Source organism: Arthrobacter sp. StoSoilB22 (assembly GCF_019977315.1).
Taxonomy (GTDB): Bacteria; Actinomycetota; Actinomycetes; order Actinomycetales; family Micrococcaceae; genus Arthrobacter.
This window is the reverse complement of record NZ_AP024652.1, coordinates 2133109-2155369: the sequence shown is the minus strand read 5'-3', so window position 1 is coordinate 2155369 and position 22261 is coordinate 2133109. Positions and strand designations below refer to the sequence as shown.

Genomic DNA, 22261 nt, shown 5'->3' with positions numbered 1-22261 from the left:
CATCCACTGTAGGGCAGAAGTGGCTGGAGGGTCCGGTGTACCTAAGTTATATCAAGCGCTACTGATATATTAGTTTAGTATTAGCGTCTACGAAAGACCCTTACTCAACGAGGAGTACACAGCATGCAGCAACTCGCGCATCGACTCGACCGGCTTGGCACCGAAACCGCCTTTAGCGTCGCCCAAGCGGCAGCGGCTTGGAAGGCCAAAGGAAACCTGGTTTTCCCCTTCCACCTCGGCGACATCAACATCCCCACCGCCCCGCACATCATCGAAGCTATGACCAAAGCCATCGCTGACGGCTACACGGGCTACTGCCCCGGCCCCGGCATCCCTCAACTGCGCGAAGCCCTCGCCGAGGACCTCGGTTCACGCCGCGGCATCAGCCTCTCCCCCGACAACGTCGTGGTGATGACCGGCGGCAAACCCGTCATCACCAAGTTCCTGCAGGCAGTGATGAACCCCGGACAGGAAGTGCTCTACCCGAACCCTGGATTCCCGATCTACGAGTCTCAGATCGAATACCTCGGCGGCACGGCGGTACCGTACCGCTACCTCCCCACCAGCCAGGGCTTCTCGATTGACCTCGATCAGGTACGTGCCTCCATCACCCCGAACACCGTAGCGATCATCTACAACGATCTACAGAACCCCATCTCTGCAGAGTCCACCACGGCCGAACGTGAAGCCATCGCCCACATCGCACAAGAGCACAACCTCTGGGTGCTCTCCGACGAGGCCTACTTCGAAACCCGCTACGAGGGTGTCTCCAGCTCAATCGCATCCATCCCGGGAATGGCCGAGCGAACCGTCATCCTCTACACCTTCAGCAAGAAGTTCGCCATGACAGGCTCACGCCTCGGCTGCGCCGTCGCGCCCCTCGAAATCGCCAAAGTACTCAGCACCCTCAACACCAACGACGAATCCTGCACCACTCACTACGTACAGTGGGCGGGTATCGAAGCACTCCGCGGCACCCAGGAACCCGTCCAGCAGATGTTGGACATCCTGCGTGAACGCCGGGATGCTGCCTGTGAGCTCGTGAACTCCGTCCCCGGGATGCACGTCGCAGTGCCGCAGTCCACGTTCTACCTGTTCCCGGACGTCACCGACGTCATGGAGAAGATGGGATACACGGCAGTGGGCGACTTCGCCAGCGACGCCCTCTACAAAACCGGAGTTTCCTTCTGCACCCGTGAGCACTTCGGCCGACGCCAACCCGGAGAAGAGCGGCAGTACATCCGCCTCGCCTACTCAGGCATCGACGTCGCTGACATCCGTGACGGCCTTGGCCGCCTCCGCGACTGGATGGTGACCGCATGAGCCGCGTCGTCGTCACGGGACGCATCCCCGACGCTGCCATCGAAAAGCTCCGCGCAGAACACGAAGTAGATGCCTGGAGTGGCCCGGAGTCCATTGGGCGAGACGAGCTCCTACGCCGGGTCGCCAGAGCCGATGCCATAGTGTCCCTGCTTACCGAGCGCGTCGACGCAGAACTGCTCGACGCCGCCGGCCCGCAACTCAAAGTCGTCGCGAACGTCGCCGTCGGCTATGACAACATCGACGTGCCCGCCTGCACCGAACGGGGCGTCGTGGCCACCAACACGCCAGGCGTACTCATCGAAGCAACAGCGGACATCGCCTTCGGTCTCATCCTCATGGCAACCCGACGACTCGGCGAGGGCGAACGACTCATCCGCTCCGGCCAAGCTTGGAAGTGGGGCATGTTCTTCCTCCTCGGGTCCAGCCTGCAAGGCAAGACCCTCGGCATCGTAGGCATGGGCGGCATCGGCCAAGCAACCGCGCGGAGGGCCAAAGCCTTCGGCATGGAGATCGTCTACCAGTCCCGCAGCGAAGTCGATCCTCAAATCGCCGCCGAACTGGACGCCCGACGCGTCGATCTCGACGAGCTGCTGGCCGTTGCCGACGTCGTCTCCCTGCACTGCCCGTACGGTCCCGCCACTCATCACCTGATCGGGGCCGAACAACTCGCTGCAATGAAGAATTCTGCATTCCTCATCAACACTGCGCGCGGACCCATCGTGAATGAAGATGCGCTGGCAACAGCCCTCCGAGAGGGTGTAATTGCCGGTGCCGGGCTCGACGTCTTCGAGAAAGAGCCAAGCGTTCACCCCGAACTTCTTGGGCTGGACAATGTTGCGCTCGTGCCACACCTCGGCTCAGCCACCGTGGAGACACGCACAGCCATGGCCATGCTCGCCGCTGATAACGCACTGGCAGTGTTGAGCGGAGAACAACCACCCGCGCCCATCGCATAGGGCGTCGGGGCCAACATAGATGTGGTCGCCAGTCAGTTCCGGTTAACCCGCCAGGGGTGTTCGAGCTTCGCGGACGCGCGAAGCTACCGGCCAAGGCTGCGCTAACCGTGAGGTTGGAGTTCAGTAGGGTTGGAACAACCAAGAGCGAGGACAACCCTTATGAACACCCCTGCCAGCAAGACTGCCGTAGACCGACACTACGACCTGGTGATCATCGGCACCGGGTCCGGGAATTCCATTCCCGGACCCGGGTTCGAGGACCAATCGATCGCGATCATCGAGAAGGCTTCCTTCGGCGGGACCTGCCTGAACGTAGGCTGCATCCCCACGAAGATGTACGTTCACACCGCCGACGTCGCACTGCAGACCGCGGAGTCCGGAAGGCTGGGCTTGGAGGCTGAGGTCAACTCCGTTGACTGGCCAGGCATGGTGAGCCGCATCTTCGGGAACCGGATCGATGCCATCTCCGCTGCCGGTGAAGAGTATCGCCGCGGACCGCAGACCCCAAACATCGACGTCTATGACCAGCACGCCGTTTTCGTTGGTGATCGTACGTTGCGAACCGGCCAAGGGGTCCACCAGCGAACCATCTCGGGCGACCGGATCGTCGTCGCGGCCGGCTCCCGACCCGTTATTCCCGGGGCCATCGCCGACTCCGGCGTGCGGTACCACACCAATGAGGACATCATGCGGATTCCGCAGCTGCCCAAATCCCTGGTGATCATTGGCGGAGGCTACATTGCCATGGAGTTCGCCCACGTCTTCGACGCCCTTGGCACGGACGTCACAATCATCGCCCGCTCCACGCTCCTGAAGAACCTCGATGAGGACCTTCACGATCGTTTCAACACCCTGGCCGCCAAACGCTTCGATGTCCGGTTCGGCAGGACCACCGTTGGCGCCGATCAGAGCGATGACGGTATTTCCGTCAGGCTCGACGACGGCTCCACCGCCACCGGGGAGGTACTGCTGGTAGCCGCCGGGCGCACCCCCAACGGAGACCTGCTGGACCTACCTTCCGGCGGGATCGACATGACCAATGACGGGCGCATCAAGGTCGATGAGTACGGCCGGTCGAGCTCCGCCGACGGCGTGTGGGCTCTTGGCGACGTCTCCTCGCCCTACATGCTCAAGCATGTAGCCAACGCAGAGATGCGCGCCGTCCGCCACAATCTGTTGAACCCGAACAAGCTTCAGGAAATGCCTCACCGCCATGTCCCCGCCGCCGTTTTCACGCATCCCCAGATTGCCACGGTAGGCATGACCGAATCCCAAGCCCGCGAACACGGCCATAACGTCACCGTCAAAGTCCAGGACTACGGGGACGTGGCCTTTGGGTGGGCCCTGGAAGACACAACCGGCATCTGCAAGCTGATAGCCGATCAGGACACCGGCAAACTCCTCGGCGCCCACTACATGGGCCCACAAGCATCCACCCTGATCCAGCAAATGATCACTGTCCTGGCCTTCGACCTCGACGTACGTCAATTCGCCGCCCATCAATACTGGATTCACCCCGCGCTGCCCGAAGTCACCGAAAACGCCCTGCTTGGTCTCACCTTCAACTGACCAGAACACCACGTCACACGTCCGCGCACACCGAAGCTAAGCAGACACTAACTCCTTGTGGGCAGGGCGAGCTTGAAAACTTTAGCCCACGCAGATCCCACCTGTTTCAGCAGCGGCCCCGTGGTGTACTTCAGACCGTAGCGACCGCAGATCTCACGGACCTTGGGTGCGATCTCGGCGTAACGGTTGGACGGCAGATCCGGGAAGAGGTGGTGCTCGATTTGATGCGACAGGTTTCCGGTCATCAGGTGCATGAACCGGGGCCCTGAGATGTTGGCCGATCCGATCATCTGACGTACGTACCAGTCGCCGCGGGTTTCACCTTCCACCATTTCCTCGGTGAACGTGTCGGTTCCCTCGGGAAAGTGGCCACAGAAAATGACAGCGTGGGCCCAGACATTACGGATAGCGTTGGCAGTCAGTGTGCCGTAGAGGGCTTGCTTCCCGGAGCCTGTAAGCATGGCCAAGGCAGGAGTGGCGGCGTAGTCCTTAGCGAACTGTTTGACCGCCTTTCGCCCCAGCGCTTTGAGATCCTTGTTCATGGCCTCCTTGGATTTCAGGCCTTCTTTGTACTCGGGGATCTCCAAGTCGTAAATGGCTATGCCCCATTCGAAGACGGGCGCGAGCAAGGCGTTATACAGGGGATTGCCCAGGTTAAAAGGCTTCCATTCCTGATCGGGATCCATCCGCAGAAGGTTGTACCCGACGTCGCGATCCTTGCCCACCACGTTGGTCCAGCGGTGGTGAAGATCGTTATGAGTGTGCTGCCACGAGCGCGAGGGGGTAACGAAGTCCCATTCCCACGTGGTGGAGTGGATGTCCGGGTCTCTCATCCAATCCCACTGCCCGTGGAGGATGTTGTGGCCTAGTTCCATATTCTCCAGAATTTTTGCCACGCTGAGGAGCGTTGTGCCGGTGAACCAGGCTGCCTTGTTCCTACCCACCAGCAGCGCGGCACGACCGGAGATTTCCAACCCCCGTTGGATCTTGATCATGCGCCTGATGTAGGCGGCGTCGCTGGAGCCTCGCTTGCCAAGGATTTCGTCACGGATGGCATCGAGCTCACGGCCCAGCTGGGCTACTTGTTCGTCGCTCAGGTGGGCTGCCGCAGGTGGCCGCACTGTCGGCCTGCCGGCCTCGGCAAGGGCACCGGGCCGGGTCTTGGGCCCGACGGCGGTGGCGGAGCTCTTGGCTGAAACTACTGACATGCGGTGGTACTCCTCAAATTCCGAGGTTGACGGGTCCGGCAGCTGCCGAGACGCACGTTTGGATGAGTTCCCCAGGTGCCCCGCGGACCTCACCGGTACGAAGATCGCGGACCCTTCCGGCGAGCAGCGGGGTGAGGCAGCTGTGACAAATGCCCATGCGACATCCGCTGGGCATCAGCAACCCTGCGTCCTCCCCGACGTCGAGAATGGGAACGTTGCCGCCTGCAAGGACCTCGCGGTCGGAAGCCTCAAATGTCACTATGCCACCTTCGCCTCCGTCCCCTCCCCGGAGTTCAGTGCTGAACCGCTCAATCGTCAGCGAACCCACTTCTTTTACACCCTTGGATTCGTTCGCGGAAGCAGCGGCACCGGCCAGCGCCGCCTGGTTCCACATGGCTTCCGCGTCATCTAGGAAGGACTCGGGGCCGCACGCATACGCCGCCCTGGCCCGCCAGTCCGGGCAAACCTCCTCCAACACGGCCGTGGACGTGAAGTTCATGCGGCCACGGCCTTCGGTGTGCCATTGGACAAGCCGGAAGTTAGGAAATTGATCAGCAAGTTCAGCCAGTTCCTCCCGGAAGATACTGTCGCCTTGCCCGCGGGAAGAGTGGATCAGCACAACGTTCGCATCGGGCCGGCTTGGGACAAGCGTCCGGATCATTGACATGACGGGCGTGATGCCGCTTCCCGCCGTGAGCATCAGGAGTGAACGGGGGTGCTCAGGGAGGACAAAGTCGCCCTGAGGTGGAGCCAAAAAGAGGACATCACCCACCTTCGTTTTGCGGACCAGAGTTCCTGACACGGATCCAACGTCAGTGACAGTAATAGCCGGGTCCTTGCCGGCCGGTGAACTCAGGGAATAGGACCGCCAATGGCGAACCCCGTTGAGCTCTACACCTATCCGCGCCCACTGACCGGCCAGGTGGGCATGCCAGCCGCGGCCGGGCCGAAAGAAAATAGTGGCCGATTGGGCCGTCTCATGGACAACCTCCGTGACCACCCCGCGCAACTGACGGGACGAAAAGACAGGGTTGAAGAGCGCCAGGACATCCTCCGGCGCAAGCGGGGTGGTCAAAACCGAGGCTATGCGGGCCAGTGGTCTGAAGCGGACGATGAGCTGCTCCTCGCAACGACAGAGAACAAGAATCCGACCACTTCGGCCGGAAGAGGCTTATGTGGCCCATGCCGGTTCAGTAGGACTGAGAGTATTATCATCACCGGATTCTGCGCAAACCGCCACTTGGAGACCCAACGCCTCCCTGAGGTCGAACCGACATCAAGCCACGGCCACCGGGTCATCAAGGGGATGCAGACTGCTAGCCTCACCTCATGCGCACAACGTCTGCACGAGACAAACGCACCGCCAGCGGACAGCGCGTACTAATCCTGACCGCTGGTGTGGGATCCGGGCATAACAGCGCCGCGGCGGCGGTGCAGCAAGCATGCGCCGCGCGCGCTGACATCGCCGAGGTGCAGGTGCTGGACGTGCTGCAGGTGAGCAGCGTCCTCTACCGCGCACTCTTGAGCCGGGGCTACTTCGTCCTCGTGGAAGGCCTGCCGTGGCTCGTCGAATGGGGCTACGACATCAGCAACCCGCCGTTCCGTCGCCGTGGCCCGATTGACCCCTGGACGCGGGTCAACGCCAGTCCGGTTGTTGGTGCGATCAAGCGGTTCCGGCCCACCGCGATTGTGTGCACACATTTCCTTCCGGCCCAGCTGTTGGCCGCACTGCTTCTCCGCGGCCTGATCGATGCGAAGACAGCTGTGGTCACCACCGATTACGACTTTCAAGGCTTGTGGCTCTCCGGGGCATTCCACAAGATCTTTGTGGCCCGGGAAGAAGGAAAGGTGGAGCTGATGGCGCTTGGTCTTCCTTCCGACCGTGTGACTGCCACGGGGATCCCCATCAAGAAACAGCTCAGTCCGGGGCCCGTACGCGATTCCAACAAGCCACCCATGCTGCTCATCTCTGCGGGTGCGACCGGTGGCGACTACGCTGTCTCGGTGGTTCGGCAGACACTGCATATGCGCTCAGCCTTCACGGTCACAGTGGTGTGCGGCCACAATGATGCGCTGCGGCAGCGCATCGGGGCACTCGTGGCGTCGGCCGGCGACCGCTACAGCGTTCTTGGCTTCACAGCGGAAATGCCGCAGCTGCTGCAGCGGGCGGACCTGTTCGTGGGCAAACCGGGCGGGCTGTCGGCGTCGGAATGCATGGCCGCGGGTCTCCCCATGGTCCTTGTGAACCCGATCCCTGGTCAGGAAGTACGCAACGGCGATTACCTCATGGAGCAGGGGGCAGCCGTACGCTGCAACACCGCCGCAACGATCGGCTGGAAGATCGACCAGGTACTGCGCGATCCCGGCCGGTTGCAGAAGATGCAGGCGGCGGCGCAGAGAACAGGCCGCCCTGACGCCGCAGCCGACGTACTAAGCGAGCTGCTGGACGGGCCCTCCAGGCCGCTGGTAGTGACGCGCGCGGCACAAAGGACCATCCTTGCCGCCAGCGAGAACCGCTTTGTCGCAACCGACCTCACGGGACCTTCCTCTTTGGTGCGCTTGGTCGACCAGGCTTCGGGCAGCACGGTTGCACTTCTTCAGGAAGATGAGCTGCCGGATCTGCAGAAGCGGTACTCGACGCCGGACGGAGACTTGGTGCTCCGGCGCGGCCGGGCGTCCCTGCTTCTCCGTTGGGAGCAACGGAGGTTGCTCCGCGCCTTGTTGAGGGGCGACGACGCACTTCCTGTCCGTGTCGAAGGGCCGTTGGCGCCGTTCCGCGACCTCCATGGGTAGCTGGCAAAACCCCATCGGTGGACCTGCCCACCAGCTGCTTCCCCGCTGCACCAGCTCTGTCCCCAAGCATCCGGTGGTTAGGCTTGGTCAATGGCAACAGTTATTCTTGTGCGGCACGGCCGCACCACGGCCAATGCAACTGGACTGCTGGCCGGGCGGGCCCTTGGTGTCGACCTGGACCAGGTGGGCCGCGAACAGGCGGCTCAGACAGCTGACCGGCTCGCGGCCGTCCCGGTAGTCGCGGTCGTATCGAGCCCCCTTGAGCGCTGCCAACAGACGGCCCGGCTCATCATCGACCGCCAGGCCGGCACGCCGTACGCGCCGGTCGACCCGGATCTCACCGAGTGCGATTACGGCCAGTGGCAGGGCCGCTCCCTCAGCGACCTGGCCACCGAGAATTTGTGGCCGGTTGTGCAATCGCAACCAGCCGCCGTCGTGTTTCCCGGTGGTGAATCCATGGCGGCAATGCAGGCTCGTTCCGTGGCAGCGATTCGACGTCACGATGCGGCCTTCGAAGCCGAGCACGGGCCAGGTGCCGTATGGGTTGCCGTAAGTCATGGCGACGTTATCAAGTCGATCCTCGCCGACGCGCTCGGCATGCACCTTGACCTGTTTCAGCGAATCAACGTGGGCCCTGCCTCTGTTTCGATCGTGCGCTACGGCCCTAGCCGGCCGAGCGTATACGCGACCAACACAGACGCGGGTGATCTGTCATGGCTTACAAATATTGTCCCCGCCGGGGATGCGCCAGTGGGCGGCGGTGTGGGGCACAACGCTCTGTGAACCTTATGTGCCTAAAATACAGACATGCCTACACTTGTTCACGAGTTTGCCTGGCCTGATCGGGTCGTTGTTGGCACCATCGGCCTTCCCGGGTCGCGGACCTTCTACCTGCAGGTGCGTACGGGAAAGCAAATGGTGAGTGTTGCTTTGGAGAAGCAGCAGTCGGCTCTGCTCGCGGATAAGATCGACGAAATCCTCGATCAGCTCATCACCGTCCAAGGCAACCCGTTCAGCGTTCCCACAAGTACTCCCCCTGAACTTGTAGACAATGACCCTCTGGAAGCCGTTGAAGAACAGTTCCGCACAGGCGCCATGAGCTTGGGCTGGGATCCAACCACTGCGCAGGTTGTCATCGAGGCGTACCCCATCGCTGACCTCGATGACGACGACGAACCACGTGATGAGGACGGCTCCAACGCGGCCGAAATGTTGCTGGTGCGCATGCCCGTAGGCACCGCCCGCGCTTTCGCCAAACGCACCCGGGAGATCGTCGGGGCCGGACGACCCGCGTGCCCGCTGTGCGGTCTCCCCATGGACGCCGACGGGCACGTCTGCGCCCTTCCCGAGGCCTGATGCCCGCGCCGGAGCTCATGACCGCCGAGCTGACACTCACCGGCCGCATTACGACGGCGTCGAACGCTACCTTCCTGGGCAGCATCGCCGACGTCGACGTCGTCTACAAGCCCATAGCAGGCGAAAGCCCGCTATGGGATTTTCCGCACGGATGCCTGGCTCACCGCGAAGTAGCCGCCTACCTGGTCTCGCAGGTTTTCGACTGGGACATCGTGCCACGCACCTGGCTACGCGATGGTCCCCTGGGTGCTGGAATGGTGCAGCTCTGGCAGGAGCAAGACCCCACCCAGCGCGCAGTGAACCTGCTCGCGACGGAGCACGTACCGGAGACGGGATGGAAACACGTCCTCGAAGGACAGGATGAGAACGGACGGATGGTTTCCCTCGTTCACGAAGACTCGGCCGCGCTCAGGCGAATGGCTGTGTTCGATGCGGTGGTCAACAACGCCGACCGGAAAGGCGACCACATCCTCGCCATGACGGACGGCGTCCGGCACGGCGTGGACCATGGACTGACCTTCCACCAGGACCACAAGCTGCGCACGGTGCTGTGGGGCTGGCTGGGCGATGCTCTTACGGACGAGGAACTCGAAGGCATCGATCGTGTGACCGAAGGACTGCAGGGTGGACTCGGCCGGGACCTGGCCGACTTGCTCAGCGCCGAAGAAATCGCATCGCTCACCACTCGGTGCGAGCGGTTGCGCGCGGCAGGGTGCTTTCCGGCTCCGAGCGGGGAGATGCCGGCCGTGCCCTGGCCCCTGTTTTAGGGAACCAGGTCCGGCTGGCCCCCTCAACAAACGCCCAACATCAGGCAGGCTGCTTGCTGGTTACCAAGGCCGCCTCCAGTGCAGGCACGCCTTGGCCCGCCGCCTCATAAAGCCAATCGTTGTACTGGAAGTCGTTGTCCTTGCGGCTCTTGAACAGCAAGTTGCGCAGTGTCCGCGCGAGGCCGGAAACGTGCCAGGACTCGCCCCAGACGCGGGCGGTGCGCTGGACCCGGGCTGTCCTGGTGGCGCGGGCGGAATTGAACGCGGCAAGCGCTTCATCCCACGCGGCCGGGTTGACGCCGTCAGCGGTGAAGACGGTGCCTGCGGTGACGTCTTGCAGCACGGCGGCGTCTTCGAGGGCCTGGCAGGCACCTTGGGCAAGGTACTGGAGCATGGGGTGGGCGGCGTCGCCCATCAGAACCATACGGCCGGCGACCCAGTTTTCAATGGGGTCGCGATCGTACATGGGCCAGCGGATGCCCGTGCCGAGGTTCGCAAGAGCCGCCTGCACCGCCGGAACACAGTCCTGGTAGGCGGCCTGCAGCTCGTCCACTCCGCCGTATTGTTCTTCACCGCGCTCGAAGGACGGCGATTTGAAAACGGCCACAGTGTTCAGCAGCTCCCCCTTGCGCAGGGGGTACTGCACCAGGTGACAGTCCGGGCCGAGATAAACCACGACGTCTTCGAGGTCCGCAGCAGGGGTTTCCGACGTAATGGGCACGGTTCCCCTGTATGCCACGTAAGCGGAGGAAACGGGTTCATCCGAGGCCACCAGCGGGCGCAGCGTGGACTTCAATCCGTCGGCAGCGATCACCACATCGGCTTCATAGTCCACACCCGACTCGGTGTGCACTACTCCCCTGCCGTTCACCGTTTCCACGCCGTTCACCATGACATCGTTGATGAGCTTCACCCCGGCAGCTTCACAGCCTTCAAGGAGAACCCGGTGCAGGTCGCTGCGGTGGATCACCACGTACGGTGCGCCGTACCGGTCCTTGAACTCCCCCTGAAGCGACTGCCTCGTCAGCTCTTCTCCGGTAACAGCATCCCGGAACACCAAGTGCTTGGGCTGGACACCGATTTCCAGTGCCTTCTCCAGCAAGCCCCAGCGCTTTAGGACACGGGATGCATTCGGTGCCATTTGCAGGCCGGCGCCTACCTCGCCGAACTCGGGCGCCCGCTCTACCAGCGTGACGTTGGCGCCGTTTTCGCGGAGGGCCAGGGCGCCTGCAAGGCCGGCCATGCCTCCTCCCACAACCAGGACGTCAGTGGAATTGAGGTACTCAGACATTGTGTGCTCCTTGGGAGATGGTGAGTTTGATTTTGAGTCCGACGCCGGCCAGGAGGACCGCGGCAATCGCTGCGGCTCCGGCAAACGCGAGGAAGTTTGAGTTGACGCCCATTCCGGCTGCCAGAAGGAGGCCACCCACTTGGGGTGCGATGACAGCTCCGATCCGGCCGGTGCCCAACGCCCAGCCAAGCGCTGTCCCCCGCAGGTGGTCGGGATAGTGGCTGGCCACCGCGGCGATGATGAGGCACTGGGTGCCATGGGTTCCGACGCCGGCAAGCACCAGTGCGGCATAGACGACGCTAACGGGCGGGCTGGCCAGGAGGACCGCCAGTCCGACGGCGGCGACGGCGGCTGCCGTTATGGCCGTAGGAATCGGCCCGAAGCGTGTGCCCGCCCATGCCGTAAGGACCGATCCGGCAACGGCACCGAGGTTCAGTGCCAGTGCAAAGGTGAGAGCCGATCCCAGGTTGTAGCCCGCCAACTGCATCAGATTGGGCAGCCACGTGCCCAAGCCATACCAAGCGAACAAGGTGGCGATGGTGGCGAGGGCAAAGAGCATGCTGATACCCAGGTAAGGGGCGCGGAGCAGAGTACCGAAACCAGCGGAGTTCTTGGACTTAGTACGCTTCATCGAGCCCGGCGTCAGCGTCTCCGGGATGTACTTCAAGCCCAGCGGCACCACGATCACCAGCGCCAGGACAGCCACCAGGAACATCACTTCCCACCCGAAAGCGGGGATCAGGGGAATTCCCACCAGCGCGGCCAGAGAGCCGCCGATCGGGACGCCGGACATCATGAGCGTGGCGATGGTGGAGCGCCATTTTGTGGGGACCAACTCGGCCACCAGGGCATTGGCCGAGGGCACCAGCCCGCCAAGCCCGACGCCGGCCAGGAGGCGAAGTGCACCAAAGACCGCCGCATTGGGAGCAAACGCACACAGGATGGTGAAGATCGAAAAGACGATCGCGCACCCGAGGATTGTCTTGCGCCGTCCCCAGGAGTCGGCCATCCGGCCTGCAAAGATCGCTCCGATCATCATGCCGAGGAATGCCATGGACCCAATGGTCCCGGCGGTGGCTTTGGTCAGGCCCCAGCCGGTCTCGGAGATCAGGGAGGCCTGGACGGTGCCGTAGACAATGAGGTCGTAGCCGTCGAAAACCACCAGAAGCCAGCACACCAGGACGGCTAGTGCCGAGCCTTTGGAAAACCGCGGACCGGCCTCAGTGCTGGGAACAGCAGCGGCGACGATTCTGGAGGATGCCTCTTGCGACGCTGCAGCGGGAAGTGAGTGATTCATCCCACCACTTTCGGATGGGTCAGGCAAACAAGGTTATAGAATTCTGTTGTGCAGAACAACTCAGCCTCGAAGCAGCGCGGGATACCGGCCCAGAACCGGAAACCTGTCCAGAAACGGCCCACGTATTCCATCGAGGCTGTGGACAATGCTTTACAGCTCCTCCAGCTTCTTCGCGACGGCGGTGCCCTTCGACTCAAGGACGCAGCAGCCGAGCTGGGTGTTGCACCTTCTACTGCCCACAGGCTTCTGGCAATGCTCGTGTATCGCGGCTTCGCCGTCCAGGACGAAAACCGCCGGTACGTCCCCGGGCCGGCCATGGGCGTGGGCCCGGCAGGACTGAGCTGGACCCGGCTCCTGAGGGGCCTGGCACAGCCTCACATGGAGCTCTTGTCTTCGCGGCTCGATGAGACAGTTAACTTGATGGTGCGCGTGGGCACGAAAGTGAGGTTCCTCGCTACCGTGGAAGGCAGCAACGTCCTGCGCATCGGTGACCGGCAAGGAACCGTGATGCCTGCCAACAGAACATCAGGTGGCAAGGTGATGCTGGCAGAACTGGAACCTGGCATGATCGAGCAACTGTTCCGAAGCCAGAATGCCGAAATCGGCGGCGACACCATTCCCGACGCCGAGTATCCGGCGTTTCTGCGGGAGCTGGACACTATCCGCGGCAACGGATTCGCGGCCAACTTCGAGGGCACGGAGGAAGGCGTTAGCGCACTCGGGATGGCACTCCACAACCGGCATGGGCACGTGGTGGGCGCGCTCAGCGTCGCCACGCCTGCCACCCGGTTCCGTAAAGTGTTCGACGCCGGATTGGTCGCCGCCCTGCGCGAGACCTGCCGACAACTTGAAGTGGACATCGCGGCTAACCCGGCCGACGGAGCCGAATAGATCCACAACGCGACCACCCCCGAGTTGCGAGGCCCGCTCTGCGCCTAAAACGAGCTCCATTCCCCGCAGAGCGGGCCCCGCAACGCGCATGGTTATTCTGCACAGCAGAAACTTCTCTGATTCCCGCCCGGGCCCTCCGTAGGGTCGAACTACGCCAACACCGTTCGGACCCTATCGAGGAGGCCCCCGTGTCCATCAGCGCCGAGAACACGACTCATGAATCAGTGGCCGCCAGCCACGCCTTGCCTGAGCCCACACCGGAGGAAGCTGCCCAGTTGGAGCAGTTGTATAAGGACTTCGCTGCCGGGAACATGGTTCCGTTATGGACGGAGATCGGCGATCTGATGCCGATGGTTCCTACGCCGAAGGCTGTGCCCCACGTATGGCGGTGGAACGACCTGTATCCACTGGCCGCACGTGCGGGTGATCTGGTTCCCGTGGGCCGCGGTGGAGAACGGCGGGCCATAGCGCTGGCGAACCCCGGCCTCGCCGGCACCCCATATGCCACGCCGACGTTGTGGGCCGCGATCCAGTACCTGGGCGCCCATGAGGTTGCTCCGGAGCACCGCCATTCGCAGAACGCGTTCCGTTTCGTCGTCGAGGGCGAGGGTGTGTGGACTGTGGTGAACGGGGATCCGGTGGCGATGCGTCGCGGCGATTTCCTGCTCACCCCGGGCTGGAACTTCCACGGCCACCACAATGACACCGGTCAACCCATGGCGTGGATCGATGGCCTGGACATACCGTTCGTGCACTACGCCGATGCCGGGTTCTTTGAGTTCGGCACCGAACGTGTCACCGACGAAGCCACCCCGGACCTTTCCCGTTCCGAACGGCTCTGGGCCCACCCCGGCCTGCGCCCCCTCTCCGGCCTTGATGACACCACCAACTCCCCCATTGCCGCGTACCGCTGGGAACACACGGACGCAGCCCTCCGCGAGCAGCTCCTCCTCGAAGACGAGGGCCACCCTGCCACGGTGTCCCAGGGCCATGCCGCCATCCGGTACTCAAACCCCACCACCGGCGGGGACGTGATGCCCACCATCCGGGCCGAGTTCCACCGCCTCCGCGCCGGCGCCGCCACCGAGCCGCTCCGCGAGGTCGGATCCAGTGTCTGGCAGGTCTTTGAGGGCACCGGCACCGTCGTGTTGAACGGCGAGACCAAGCAGCTGGCCAAGGGCGACTTGTTCGTGGTCCCGTCCTGGCAGGAGTGGTCCTTGCAGTCCGAAACAGAGTTTGATCTGTTCCGCTTCAGTGACGCCCCCATCTTTGAACGACTGAACTTCAACCGCAGCTACACCGAAGGACGCAAGTAAATGAGACTCCTCACCCTCCGCACCGAAAACGCCGCCGGCAAAGGCACCGTGGCCGTCCGCCAGGACGGCGACACCCTCACGGAGATCACCGGCTTCGCCGATGTCGGCGCGCTGCTGCAGGATCCCGCTTGGGCAACCACTGCTGCGGCGGCCAACGGCGCAACGCACGCGCTCGACGGCGCCGACCTCGCCGCCGTCGTGCCCACACCGGGGAAGATCATCTGCGTGGGTCACAACTACCGCAACCACATCAAGGAAATGGGCCGGGAAATCCCGGAGCACCCCACCTTGTTTGCGAAGTACACCGAATCGCTGATCGGCCCGAACGATGACCTGGCGCTGCCGCAGGAATCGGACACCGTGGACTGGGAAGCCGAACTCGCCGTGATCATTGGCAAGAAGGGCCGCCGCATCGCCGAGGCCGACGCCGCGGACCACATTGCCGGGTACGCGGTCCTGAACGACGTCTCCATGCGCGACTACCAGTTCCGCACCATCCAGTGGCTGCAGGGCAAAACGTGGGAGAACTCCACACCGTTCGGCCCGGCCCTGGTCACCAAGGACGAGTTCACCGCCGGCCCACTCATGACCTCGGCCGTGGACGGCGAGATCCAGCAGTCCACCCCCACCGGCGACCTCGTGTTCACCCCCGAATTCCTGGTCTCCTACATCTCCACCATCATCACCCTGAACCCGGGCGACGTGATCGCCACTGGCACCCCCGGCGGAGTGGGCCATGCCCAGGACCCCAAGCGGTACCTGCAGGAAGGCCAGCTCCTGGTCACCACCATCGAGGGCCTGGGCCAGCTAAACAACCGAGTGGTCAAGGAAGCCTGATGGTCGCCCGCCACGATCTCGCCACCGATCCGCGCTTGCAGGAAGATCTCCTGCAGGCGCGGCGGGGCACCGCCTTCTTCGCCCGCAAACTGAACGAACTCTCCGATGCAGAACTCGACGGCGGCACCCTCCTTCCGGACTGGACCCGCCGCCATGTGGTGGCGCACGTGGGATACAACGCCCGCGCGATCGCGCGCTTGGTGGAGTGGGCTGCCACAGGGGTGGAGACGCCCATGTACCCCTCCGCCGAGGCACGGAACCACGAGATCGATTTCGGCGCGACCCTATCCCCGATTGCACTGCGGAACCTGTTCGACCATTCCGCGGTGCACCTGTCCGTGGAATGGCGCGACCTGCCCGACTTGAACTGGGAAAACGAGGTCCGCACCGCCCAAGGCAGAACAGTCCCCGCCTCCGAAACCGTATGGATGCGCACCCGCGAAGTCTGGACCCACGCTGTGGACCTGGACAACGGAGCCACCTTCAACGACATCCCCGCCCCGGTCCTCGAACGTTTGCTCAAAGACATCACCGGCGCATGGAAAACCCGCGGTACCGACACCGGACTCCTCATCACAGTAGATGACACGGAGTTGACGTTCGGCGACACTGCCGCCGCAGACCCGACGCTCATCACCGGCACCCTGCCCGCCGTCGTCGAATGGGCCACCGGCCGCGGCACCAACGGCGTCAATGCCGACGGGCCACTCACCCAAGGAACGACGCCAGCTGCCCCGAAGTGGATTTAGCCGCGGCCGATGCCATTAGTAGCCACAAACCCCCGATGCTACTCATAAATCAGGATGAGGTATGCCTATTGGACAGATAAGCAGTCAGGGCTTCACACCCGGCCGAACGTAGTCAACAGGGACCCTGACATCCCGCCCGGTCCCGGGAGCTAGGTCATTTGGTGATCAACTGGAGTTGAGGCGGCTGCAGCCCGAGTCTGGTATCGAGCACGGCCGCCAGTCCCACCGCCCCCAACGGCTCATAGACTGCGAGGGAAACGGCTCCCGATGCTGCTGCAACGGCGCTGGTCACATCGAGCGCAACCCAGTCCCTGGCGGTGCCCAGGAGACCGCTGCTGAGGGCGGCACCGAGTGCTGGCGCATTGTTCCAGGTGACCGTTGACTCGGACCACGGGGCCGCGCCCTGTGCGAATGCCTGGAGGGTGGTCTGAACTCCAGCCGAGTCCTGCACGTTGCCGTGTACCCAGAGCACAGCACGCTGTACGGTGCCTGTGATTCCGGTCAGGTCAAATTTGGTCAGGGATCGGCGGGTGTAACCGCTGGCAGTCGAGTTGGTGTTCTTCACAACCATTGTGCTGAGGCCGCCGTAGTTGGTGCCCGCGTACGACCCGTCGCGGATGTAGGCGGTAGCCGTGGGGGCCAGCTGAATGGCTGTTGTGGGAATGATCGTTGTCCCGGTACTGGAAAGGCTTATTGTGCGGCTAGCGCCAAGCGTTCCACCAACTTCTGCCAGCAATACGACTTTGCCCGTGGCGGTCAATGCGGTGATGCCTATTGGCGCGCCAGCAACCTTCGTGTAGGCGGTGCTTGCAATCGTGACCTGTACTGTTGTGGTGGTCCGGGTCGGATCGGAGATATGGACCACCATCGCTCCATTTTGCTCGCGGACCAGCACCGAACAGGGTTTGTCCACTGTGATCGGTCCGGCCGTGCCGGCGGCGAAGAAGTTTGCCATCGTCAGGCCAAGGAGCGGCACCTTGATCGCCTGCACTGTCGCCGTGTTGGACAGTACAGTTACGTTTGGCGTTGTTGCACGCGCCGCCGCCTGCGCCGCCGTTGCCCCTGGCATGAGTTGGTAGCAATAACTCGCTCCCGATGGGTTGGTGCCGTGCTCGAAGGACATTGTCACGTAATTGCGGGTGAGCGGCGTGGTGGCGCCGCCGGTGTTGATGTCGGACCATTTGCCGCTGCGGGCAGTCCGCTTTGCTGTGACCGAACCGCCCTGTGGGAAAACCCAAGAACCCACGCCACTGGCCGTCATGTATTGCGGGTCAGTAAACGTGTCGACCCAGCCGAGGTTCGTCGGTTGTGTTGTGCCGTTGACCGAAAAGGTGAAGGTGTTCGTAGCACCCATATTTCTGTTATCGATCGTGGTGCGGACGCCTGCACCGTCGCTGGCCGTGATTCCAGCCCCTAGGCAGAAAATCGAATCGTCCAGGCAGAACCACGACTTTTTCCCGGCAAGAGTCGACTGAAGGCCGCGGACGTCCTGACCGAGGACGGCGAACGTCCCATCGGTTGTCCCACCTGCCCACGCCGCGTTCGGACGGTCCTTGCCCCACGCCTGACCTGCACCATCTGCTAGTGCCTTCGTGGAGACGGTCGTTCCGGGGAGGGAATATGGGTCGACGGTAGGCCAAAATTCATCGGAGAACTGCCCATTACTGTGATTATCGCCCCACCAATAGAGCATGCCGCTGTTGGTATGCCAGCCGCGTAGATTCTCGCCGTTGCCATATTCATAGAAACCGGTCCTTGTTGAGCACATGCTGATGGCTGCCGCCCACGTGGCGCGACGGTGCACGGCGCGGTCCATACCGAATAGTCGGTGTTCGACGGGTTCAGCCGAAGCCGTGATGCTTGAGTCGCTCAAGAGCGCCTGTGCACGTGCCAGCTCGGGAATTTCCAGGTTAGTGTCGTTCAGCAACGGCTCATAATATTCGCGCTCCAGCCACCCTTTGACCATGGCTTTCCACGCCGCCGCCTGCGCCGCGGGCACTGCTCCGGTGTGTGCCAGCCGCAGGATGTGGGAAACGAGGAGATGGCCTCGTGCGTGGTCGCTGGAGCGGCCCAAACCGTTGGCTCGAAGGCCCCTGCTGCTTCCACGTCCGCACACGCCGTCCATGACCAGACCGTTGAATATGAAGGGTGCGTACGCGTCAGTAACCGAGTCGTAGAAGTTTTGTGCCTGGGGGTCAGTGATCATCCATGGTGTACCCGCCAGCAGCGCTGTCAGCCTGCTGAGGTTGTTGAGCAGCACTTCACCGTAGGTTCCGGTGTACGGAATCCACGTGTGCTGCACGAAGCTTCCATCGGCGTAAAGTCCATCGCCGGCGAGCACGTACGGGAAGATTGGTGAAAGTCCGGCCTGCGCGACCGCGATAGGGGTGGGGTCCTTGGCAAGTACTCCTCGCAGCGCCAGTACCTTGCAGAGATCCGCACGATTCGCCCCGGTACTGTTTCCGGTGTAACTCGACACCACCGCTGCCGGGACGAAGTGATCAATTGCGGCGCAGTAGTTCGCGATCTGGGCCCCTGTCAGTTGTCCGTACATCAGCAGGACCGTGTCCAGCATGTTAGATGGTGCCCCGATTTGCCAATCCCACCAGTTGTTGAAGGTGGCGGTGGTCGGTGAGTACGCGTTTGTGTGCATCCAATCCAGCCCGGCTGCGATGCTTGCTGCCAATGAGGGGTCGCCAGTTATTCCACTGCCCTGTTGACCGTAGGCAAGCGCCATGGTTCGCAGCCGCTTATAGCAGGCCGTGACGTTGGCAGAGACCGAACCAACGGGCAGATCAGGCCACAGAGCTGCTCCGCCGGCGGTCATGGAGTTGCGATAGGCTGCCGCGTCGCTGCCCAGCGTTGCCAGCGCTGTGGAAAACGGGGCCGCAGCAGGGTTGAATCCGTTTCCCGTCAGGTTAGCGACCCACGTTGCCCGCATAGCATCATAGGTGTCGCCGGCCCACGCGCTTTGAGGCCGCATGACAGAGCCGATGGCCGCCACTGCGGCCGCAGCACCTGACAAACGTAAAACGCCCCGCCTGCTGATTCCGGGCATGGCCAGCGTGAATGGATCCTCACGATTCATCTGTCCTCCTTGACAGTACTGCGCACTACACGGCCTGGTCTCAGGCCGAGGTAGGAACAAGCAGTACACCGATGCGATGAGGAGATCCGGAAAACGATCACACTCGCACAGCCGAGAAAACTCCCGCGACGAGACTGAAAAGTAATGTCTGCGGCCTTGTTCAAGGAAAGGTCGTAGGACAAGCCCTCAACTCACTAGTTACTCCAGGGTTGTAAGCGGGCCGACGTCGAGACTTGATTGAGCTTGATGGATTGTTGACTCGAACACGATCAAACAGCAAGACTGGGCTGATGTTCCAGGAAACAAGGCAGGCGGCCATACTCCGCGAGATTGAGATCAGGGGTGAAATCAAGGTCACCGAGTATGCCCGGAGGACAGGACTGTCGCCGATGACAATTCGCAGGGATCTGGCGTCACTCAGGGAAAAGGGCCTGGTCGATCGCATCCATGGCGGAGCCATCTCCCCTGGAACGGCCGCACTGCAGCCGGATGTCGGGAACAAGAGGAAGATTTCCATCGCGACCATCGGGATGATTGTGCCGGCCTCTACGTACTATTTCCCTGCGATCATCCGCGGAGCCGAGGCCGCAGCCTCGGAGAGAGGCGTCCGCCTTATCCTGGGAGTCTCCGACTATTCGCAGGAAGAGGAGTGCCGTCAGATACAACGGATGCTCTCCAATGATTTTGATGGCTTGATCGTGACCCCGAGCGATTCGTTCGAGCCGGGGTCCTTGACCTACAAAATGCTCGGGGAAGTGGATATCCCCGTAGTCATCATGGAACGACTCTTGGACGGCGCATCAGCGCAGACTCCCTTCCAAGCCGTTCGGACCGACCACGCCCATGGGGCTGAAATCAGTGTCCGTCACTTGCTCGCCCTCGGGCATCGCCGGCTGGCCTTGGCCGCCAGGCCGAGCCCTACCGAGCCACTTGTGCACCAAGGGTTTGAACGCGCACTCCGAGCGGCCGCGACCGGAACGGCACGTTATGTTCACGGACGGATAGCGCCAACTGGTGACGGTCTCGCGGCCGTCCGCGGGTCCCTAGAGCACTTCTTGAAACGTTGCGTTGATGAGCGCGTCACCGCCGCCCTCGTCCTGCCCGATGAGGCAGCAGTGACACTGATGGAACTGACCCAGGATTCGAGTTTGGAGCTTCCAGAGGGGTTCACGATCGTCGCTTATGACGACGAGATTGCTTCCCTGGCGCCGGTTCCGTTGACGGCCGTGGCTCCTCCGAAGTGGCAAGTCGGTTATACGGCCTTGAAGATGTGTTTCGATGACATCTCCTCGTCCACCGCAGTCCCACGTCCTGCGCGGGTAAGGGCAGCCCTCCTACCTGAACTGATTGTTAGGGAGTCCAGCCTTCTGCAGAATGGTTGATTATGTGCGATTGACCGTCTAAGTCTTGTTTTGAGGTTCAATCAAACATTTCATGATGTTATCCGTTTCACATTTCCAAGGAGACATCATGCGCTTTACTAGAGTTTCCACGCTCGGCGCTGCGGCGTTGGCAGGCGCCCTGGCCCTGACAGGTTGCGGCTCATCAAATACCGTTACCGCCACCGCATCTTCAGCTCCTGCTGAAGCCACAGGGGACATCACATTCTGGTCAGCTTTGCCGAACATGGATAAAGTGGCTCAGGCTTTCAACAACTCCCAAGACAAAATCAAAGTCAAGTTCGAAACCGTCCCCACCGGCGCCAACGGCGGCTACGCGAAACTGGCGGCCGCCATCGGTGCGGGAACTGCTCCAGATGTGGCGACCGTCGAGTATTACGCACTCCCCCAGTTCGCCAGTTCGGATCAGCTCCAGCCGCTGGACGGCGTCGTCGCGAAGGAAACACTGGAGAAATACAACGACTCCAGCAAGAGTCTGGTTCAGCTGGGCGGTAAGACGTGGGCCCTGCCCTACGACGCACCGCCCATGCTGATGTGGTACCGCGAAGACCTCCTTGCCGGGGCAGGATCCAGTGTCCCCCAGACCTGGAAGGAATTCGAGGCAGCCGGTAAAGCTGTGCAGGCGAAATACCCTGGCACGTACCTGGCGTCGTTCAACCCCAATGAACCAACGTGGTTCGCAGGCCTCGCTTGGCAGAACGACGCACGATGGTTCTCAGCCCAGGACACTACCTGGAATGTTGGGGTTAATGACGCCGCCAGCAAAGAAGTCGCGGACCTGTGGCAGCGGATGATCAATGACAAGACTGTGAAAGTGGTCAACTCCTACAGCGACGAGTGGACTGCCGACATTGCCACGGGCAAGGCAGCCGGCATCGCCGGAGCGAGCTGGAGCGCTACCTCTATCCAGGCTCGGGCCAAAGGCCAGGAGAAAAAGTGGATAGCGGCCAAACTCCCTCAATGGAATACCCCCGCAACGTCGCTCTATGGCGGATCAACGTTCGCCGTTCCGAAGACCAGCAAAAATCCCGCAGCTGCCGCCAAATTCGCAGAGTTCCTGACTACCGATCCGCGCGCCATCGCGGCCCGAGGAAATACCGGTTCAGCGTACTTGGCGGACCCGGAACTGACGGCCACCGCCAAGAAGGCCTTCGACGCCAGCTTCTTCGCCAATGACATCTGGTCCGTCTTTGACGAGGCGGCCGGAACTGTCCGCAAGGACTGGCAATGGGGCCCGAACTTCGATGTCACCAATTCAGCGGCCAAAGACGCCTTCGGAACACTCAGCGCCGGGGGAAATCTCGCTACAAGTCTCGACAGTATCCAGGACAAAACCATTACTGGGCTCAAGCAATCAGGGCTTTCGGTCAAGTAGACCTACCCCACCCACTGAGCACTAAGCACTACGCACTGAGCAGGA

The 22261-nt window shown here is 62.3% G+C and carries 18 protein-coding genes; 13 read left to right on the top strand and 5 right to left on the bottom strand.

Features of this window, described 5'->3' with window-relative positions; translation table 11 throughout:
- The first annotated feature begins 123 nt into the window (after window positions 1–123).
- From LDN70_RS10090 to mtr, 3 genes are all read left to right on the top strand, one after another.
- Entirely contained in the window at window positions 124–1323 is a 1200-nt protein-coding gene (locus tag LDN70_RS10090) for a pyridoxal phosphate-dependent aminotransferase (RefSeq protein ID WP_223942514.1), read from the top strand.
- Window positions 1320–2279: a 2-hydroxyacid dehydrogenase gene (locus tag LDN70_RS10085; RefSeq protein ID WP_223942513.1), complete on the top strand. Its 960-nt coding sequence runs from the start codon at window positions 1320–1322 to the stop codon at window positions 2277–2279. Before LDN70_RS10090 ends, LDN70_RS10085 begins: the two co-directional genes overlap by 4 nt.
- Window positions 2280–2438: 159 nt before the next feature.
- Entirely contained in the window at window positions 2439–3848 is a 1410-nt protein-coding gene (gene mtr, locus LDN70_RS10080; protein WP_223942512.1) for a mycothione reductase, read from the top strand.
- 47 nt (window positions 3849–3895) lie between these two features.
- On the opposite strand, the gene LDN70_RS10075 is transcribed toward mtr, so the two are convergent.
- Window positions 3896–5056 carry a fatty acid desaturase family protein gene (locus LDN70_RS10075; RefSeq protein ID WP_223942511.1) on the bottom strand — a complete coding sequence of 387 codons (1161 nt, stop codon included), beginning with the start codon at window positions 5054–5056 and terminating at the stop codon, window positions 3896–3898.
- Between the two features lie 13 nt (window positions 5057–5069).
- Window positions 5070–6170, bottom strand: coding sequence for a ferredoxin reductase (locus tag LDN70_RS10070; protein WP_223942630.1), 1101 nt, complete (start codon window positions 6168–6170; stop codon window positions 5070–5072).
- 215 nt (window positions 6171–6385) lie between these two features.
- On the opposite strand from LDN70_RS10070, the gene LDN70_RS10065 reads away from it, so the two are divergent.
- The 4 genes from LDN70_RS10065 (at window position 6386) to LDN70_RS10050 (ending at window position 9972) form a co-directional block, all read left to right on the top strand.
- Entirely contained in the window at window positions 6386–7849 is a 1464-nt protein-coding gene (locus LDN70_RS10065; RefSeq protein ID WP_223942510.1) for an MGDG synthase family glycosyltransferase, read from the top strand.
- A 90-nt stretch (window positions 7850–7939) separates the two neighbouring features.
- Window positions 7940–8632 carry a histidine phosphatase family protein gene (locus LDN70_RS10060; RefSeq protein ID WP_223942509.1) on the top strand — a complete coding sequence of 231 codons (693 nt, stop codon included), beginning with the start codon at window positions 7940–7942 and terminating at the stop codon, window positions 8630–8632.
- Between the two features lie 24 nt (window positions 8633–8656).
- Window positions 8657–9205 carry a DUF3090 domain-containing protein gene (locus LDN70_RS10055; protein ID WP_142939365.1) on the top strand — a complete coding sequence of 183 codons (549 nt, stop codon included), beginning with the start codon at window positions 8657–8659 and terminating at the stop codon, window positions 9203–9205.
- Window positions 9205–9972 carry an SCO1664 family protein gene (locus tag LDN70_RS10050; protein ID WP_223942508.1) on the top strand — a complete coding sequence of 256 codons (768 nt, stop codon included), beginning with the start codon at window positions 9205–9207 and terminating at the stop codon, window positions 9970–9972. Before LDN70_RS10055 ends, LDN70_RS10050 begins: the two co-directional genes overlap by 1 nt.
- A 40-nt stretch (window positions 9973–10012) precedes the next feature.
- Here the strand turns inward: LDN70_RS10050 and LDN70_RS10045 are convergent, their stop codons facing one another.
- Together LDN70_RS10045 and LDN70_RS10040 are read right to left on the bottom strand one after the other, a co-directional pair.
- Complete coding sequence (locus LDN70_RS10045; protein ID WP_142939367.1) at window positions 10013–11263, bottom strand: FAD-dependent oxidoreductase; 1251 nt, start codon at window positions 11261–11263, stop codon at window positions 10013–10015.
- Window positions 11256–12560: an MFS transporter gene (locus LDN70_RS10040; RefSeq protein ID WP_223942507.1), complete on the bottom strand. Its 1305-nt coding sequence runs from the start codon at window positions 12558–12560 to the stop codon at window positions 11256–11258. The genes LDN70_RS10045 and LDN70_RS10040 overlap by 8 nt, the downstream gene beginning before the upstream one ends.
- 48 nt (window positions 12561–12608) lie before the next feature.
- Between LDN70_RS10040 and LDN70_RS10035 the strand changes: the two genes are divergently transcribed.
- The 4 genes from LDN70_RS10035 to LDN70_RS10020 all read left to right on the top strand — a co-directional run bounded on the left by LDN70_RS10035 (window position 12609) and on the right by LDN70_RS10020 (window position 16353).
- Complete coding sequence (locus tag LDN70_RS10035; protein WP_223942506.1) at window positions 12609–13451, top strand: IclR family transcriptional regulator; 843 nt, start codon at window positions 12609–12611, stop codon at window positions 13449–13451.
- Between the two features lie 188 nt (window positions 13452–13639).
- Window positions 13640–14767: a cupin domain-containing protein gene (locus tag LDN70_RS10030; RefSeq protein ID WP_223942505.1), complete on the top strand. Its 1128-nt coding sequence runs from the start codon at window positions 13640–13642 to the stop codon at window positions 14765–14767.
- Window positions 14768–15604: a fumarylacetoacetate hydrolase family protein gene (locus tag LDN70_RS10025; protein WP_223942504.1), complete on the top strand. Its 837-nt coding sequence runs from the start codon at window positions 14768–14770 to the stop codon at window positions 15602–15604. It abuts the gene before it with no gap.
- A complete protein-coding gene (locus tag LDN70_RS10020) occupies window positions 15604–16353 on the top strand; it encodes a maleylpyruvate isomerase family mycothiol-dependent enzyme (protein ID WP_223942503.1) in 750 nt (249 codons plus the stop codon). The genes LDN70_RS10025 and LDN70_RS10020 overlap by 1 nt, the downstream gene beginning before the upstream one ends.
- 154 nt (window positions 16354–16507) lie before the next feature.
- On the opposite strand, the gene LDN70_RS10015 is transcribed toward LDN70_RS10020, so the two are convergent.
- The gene (locus LDN70_RS10015) at window positions 16508–19441 is read right to left on the bottom strand and encodes a polysaccharide lyase family 8 super-sandwich domain-containing protein (RefSeq protein WP_223942502.1); all 2934 of its coding nucleotides are present in this window, start codon (window positions 19439–19441) and stop codon (window positions 16508–16510) included.
- A gap of 290 nt (window positions 19442–19731) precedes the next feature.
- On the opposite strand from LDN70_RS10015, the gene LDN70_RS10010 reads away from it, so the two are divergent.
- Both LDN70_RS10010 and LDN70_RS10005 read left to right on the top strand, forming a co-directional pair.
- Window positions 19732–20823, top strand: a complete 1092-nt coding sequence (locus LDN70_RS10010) for a substrate-binding domain-containing protein (protein ID WP_223942501.1) — start codon at window positions 19732–19734, stop codon at window positions 20821–20823.
- A gap of 88 nt (window positions 20824–20911) precedes the next feature.
- Window positions 20912–22216 carry an ABC transporter substrate-binding protein gene (locus tag LDN70_RS10005; RefSeq protein WP_142939374.1) on the top strand — a complete coding sequence of 435 codons (1305 nt, stop codon included), beginning with the start codon at window positions 20912–20914 and terminating at the stop codon, window positions 22214–22216.
- Window positions 22217–22261 lie beyond the last annotated feature (45 nt).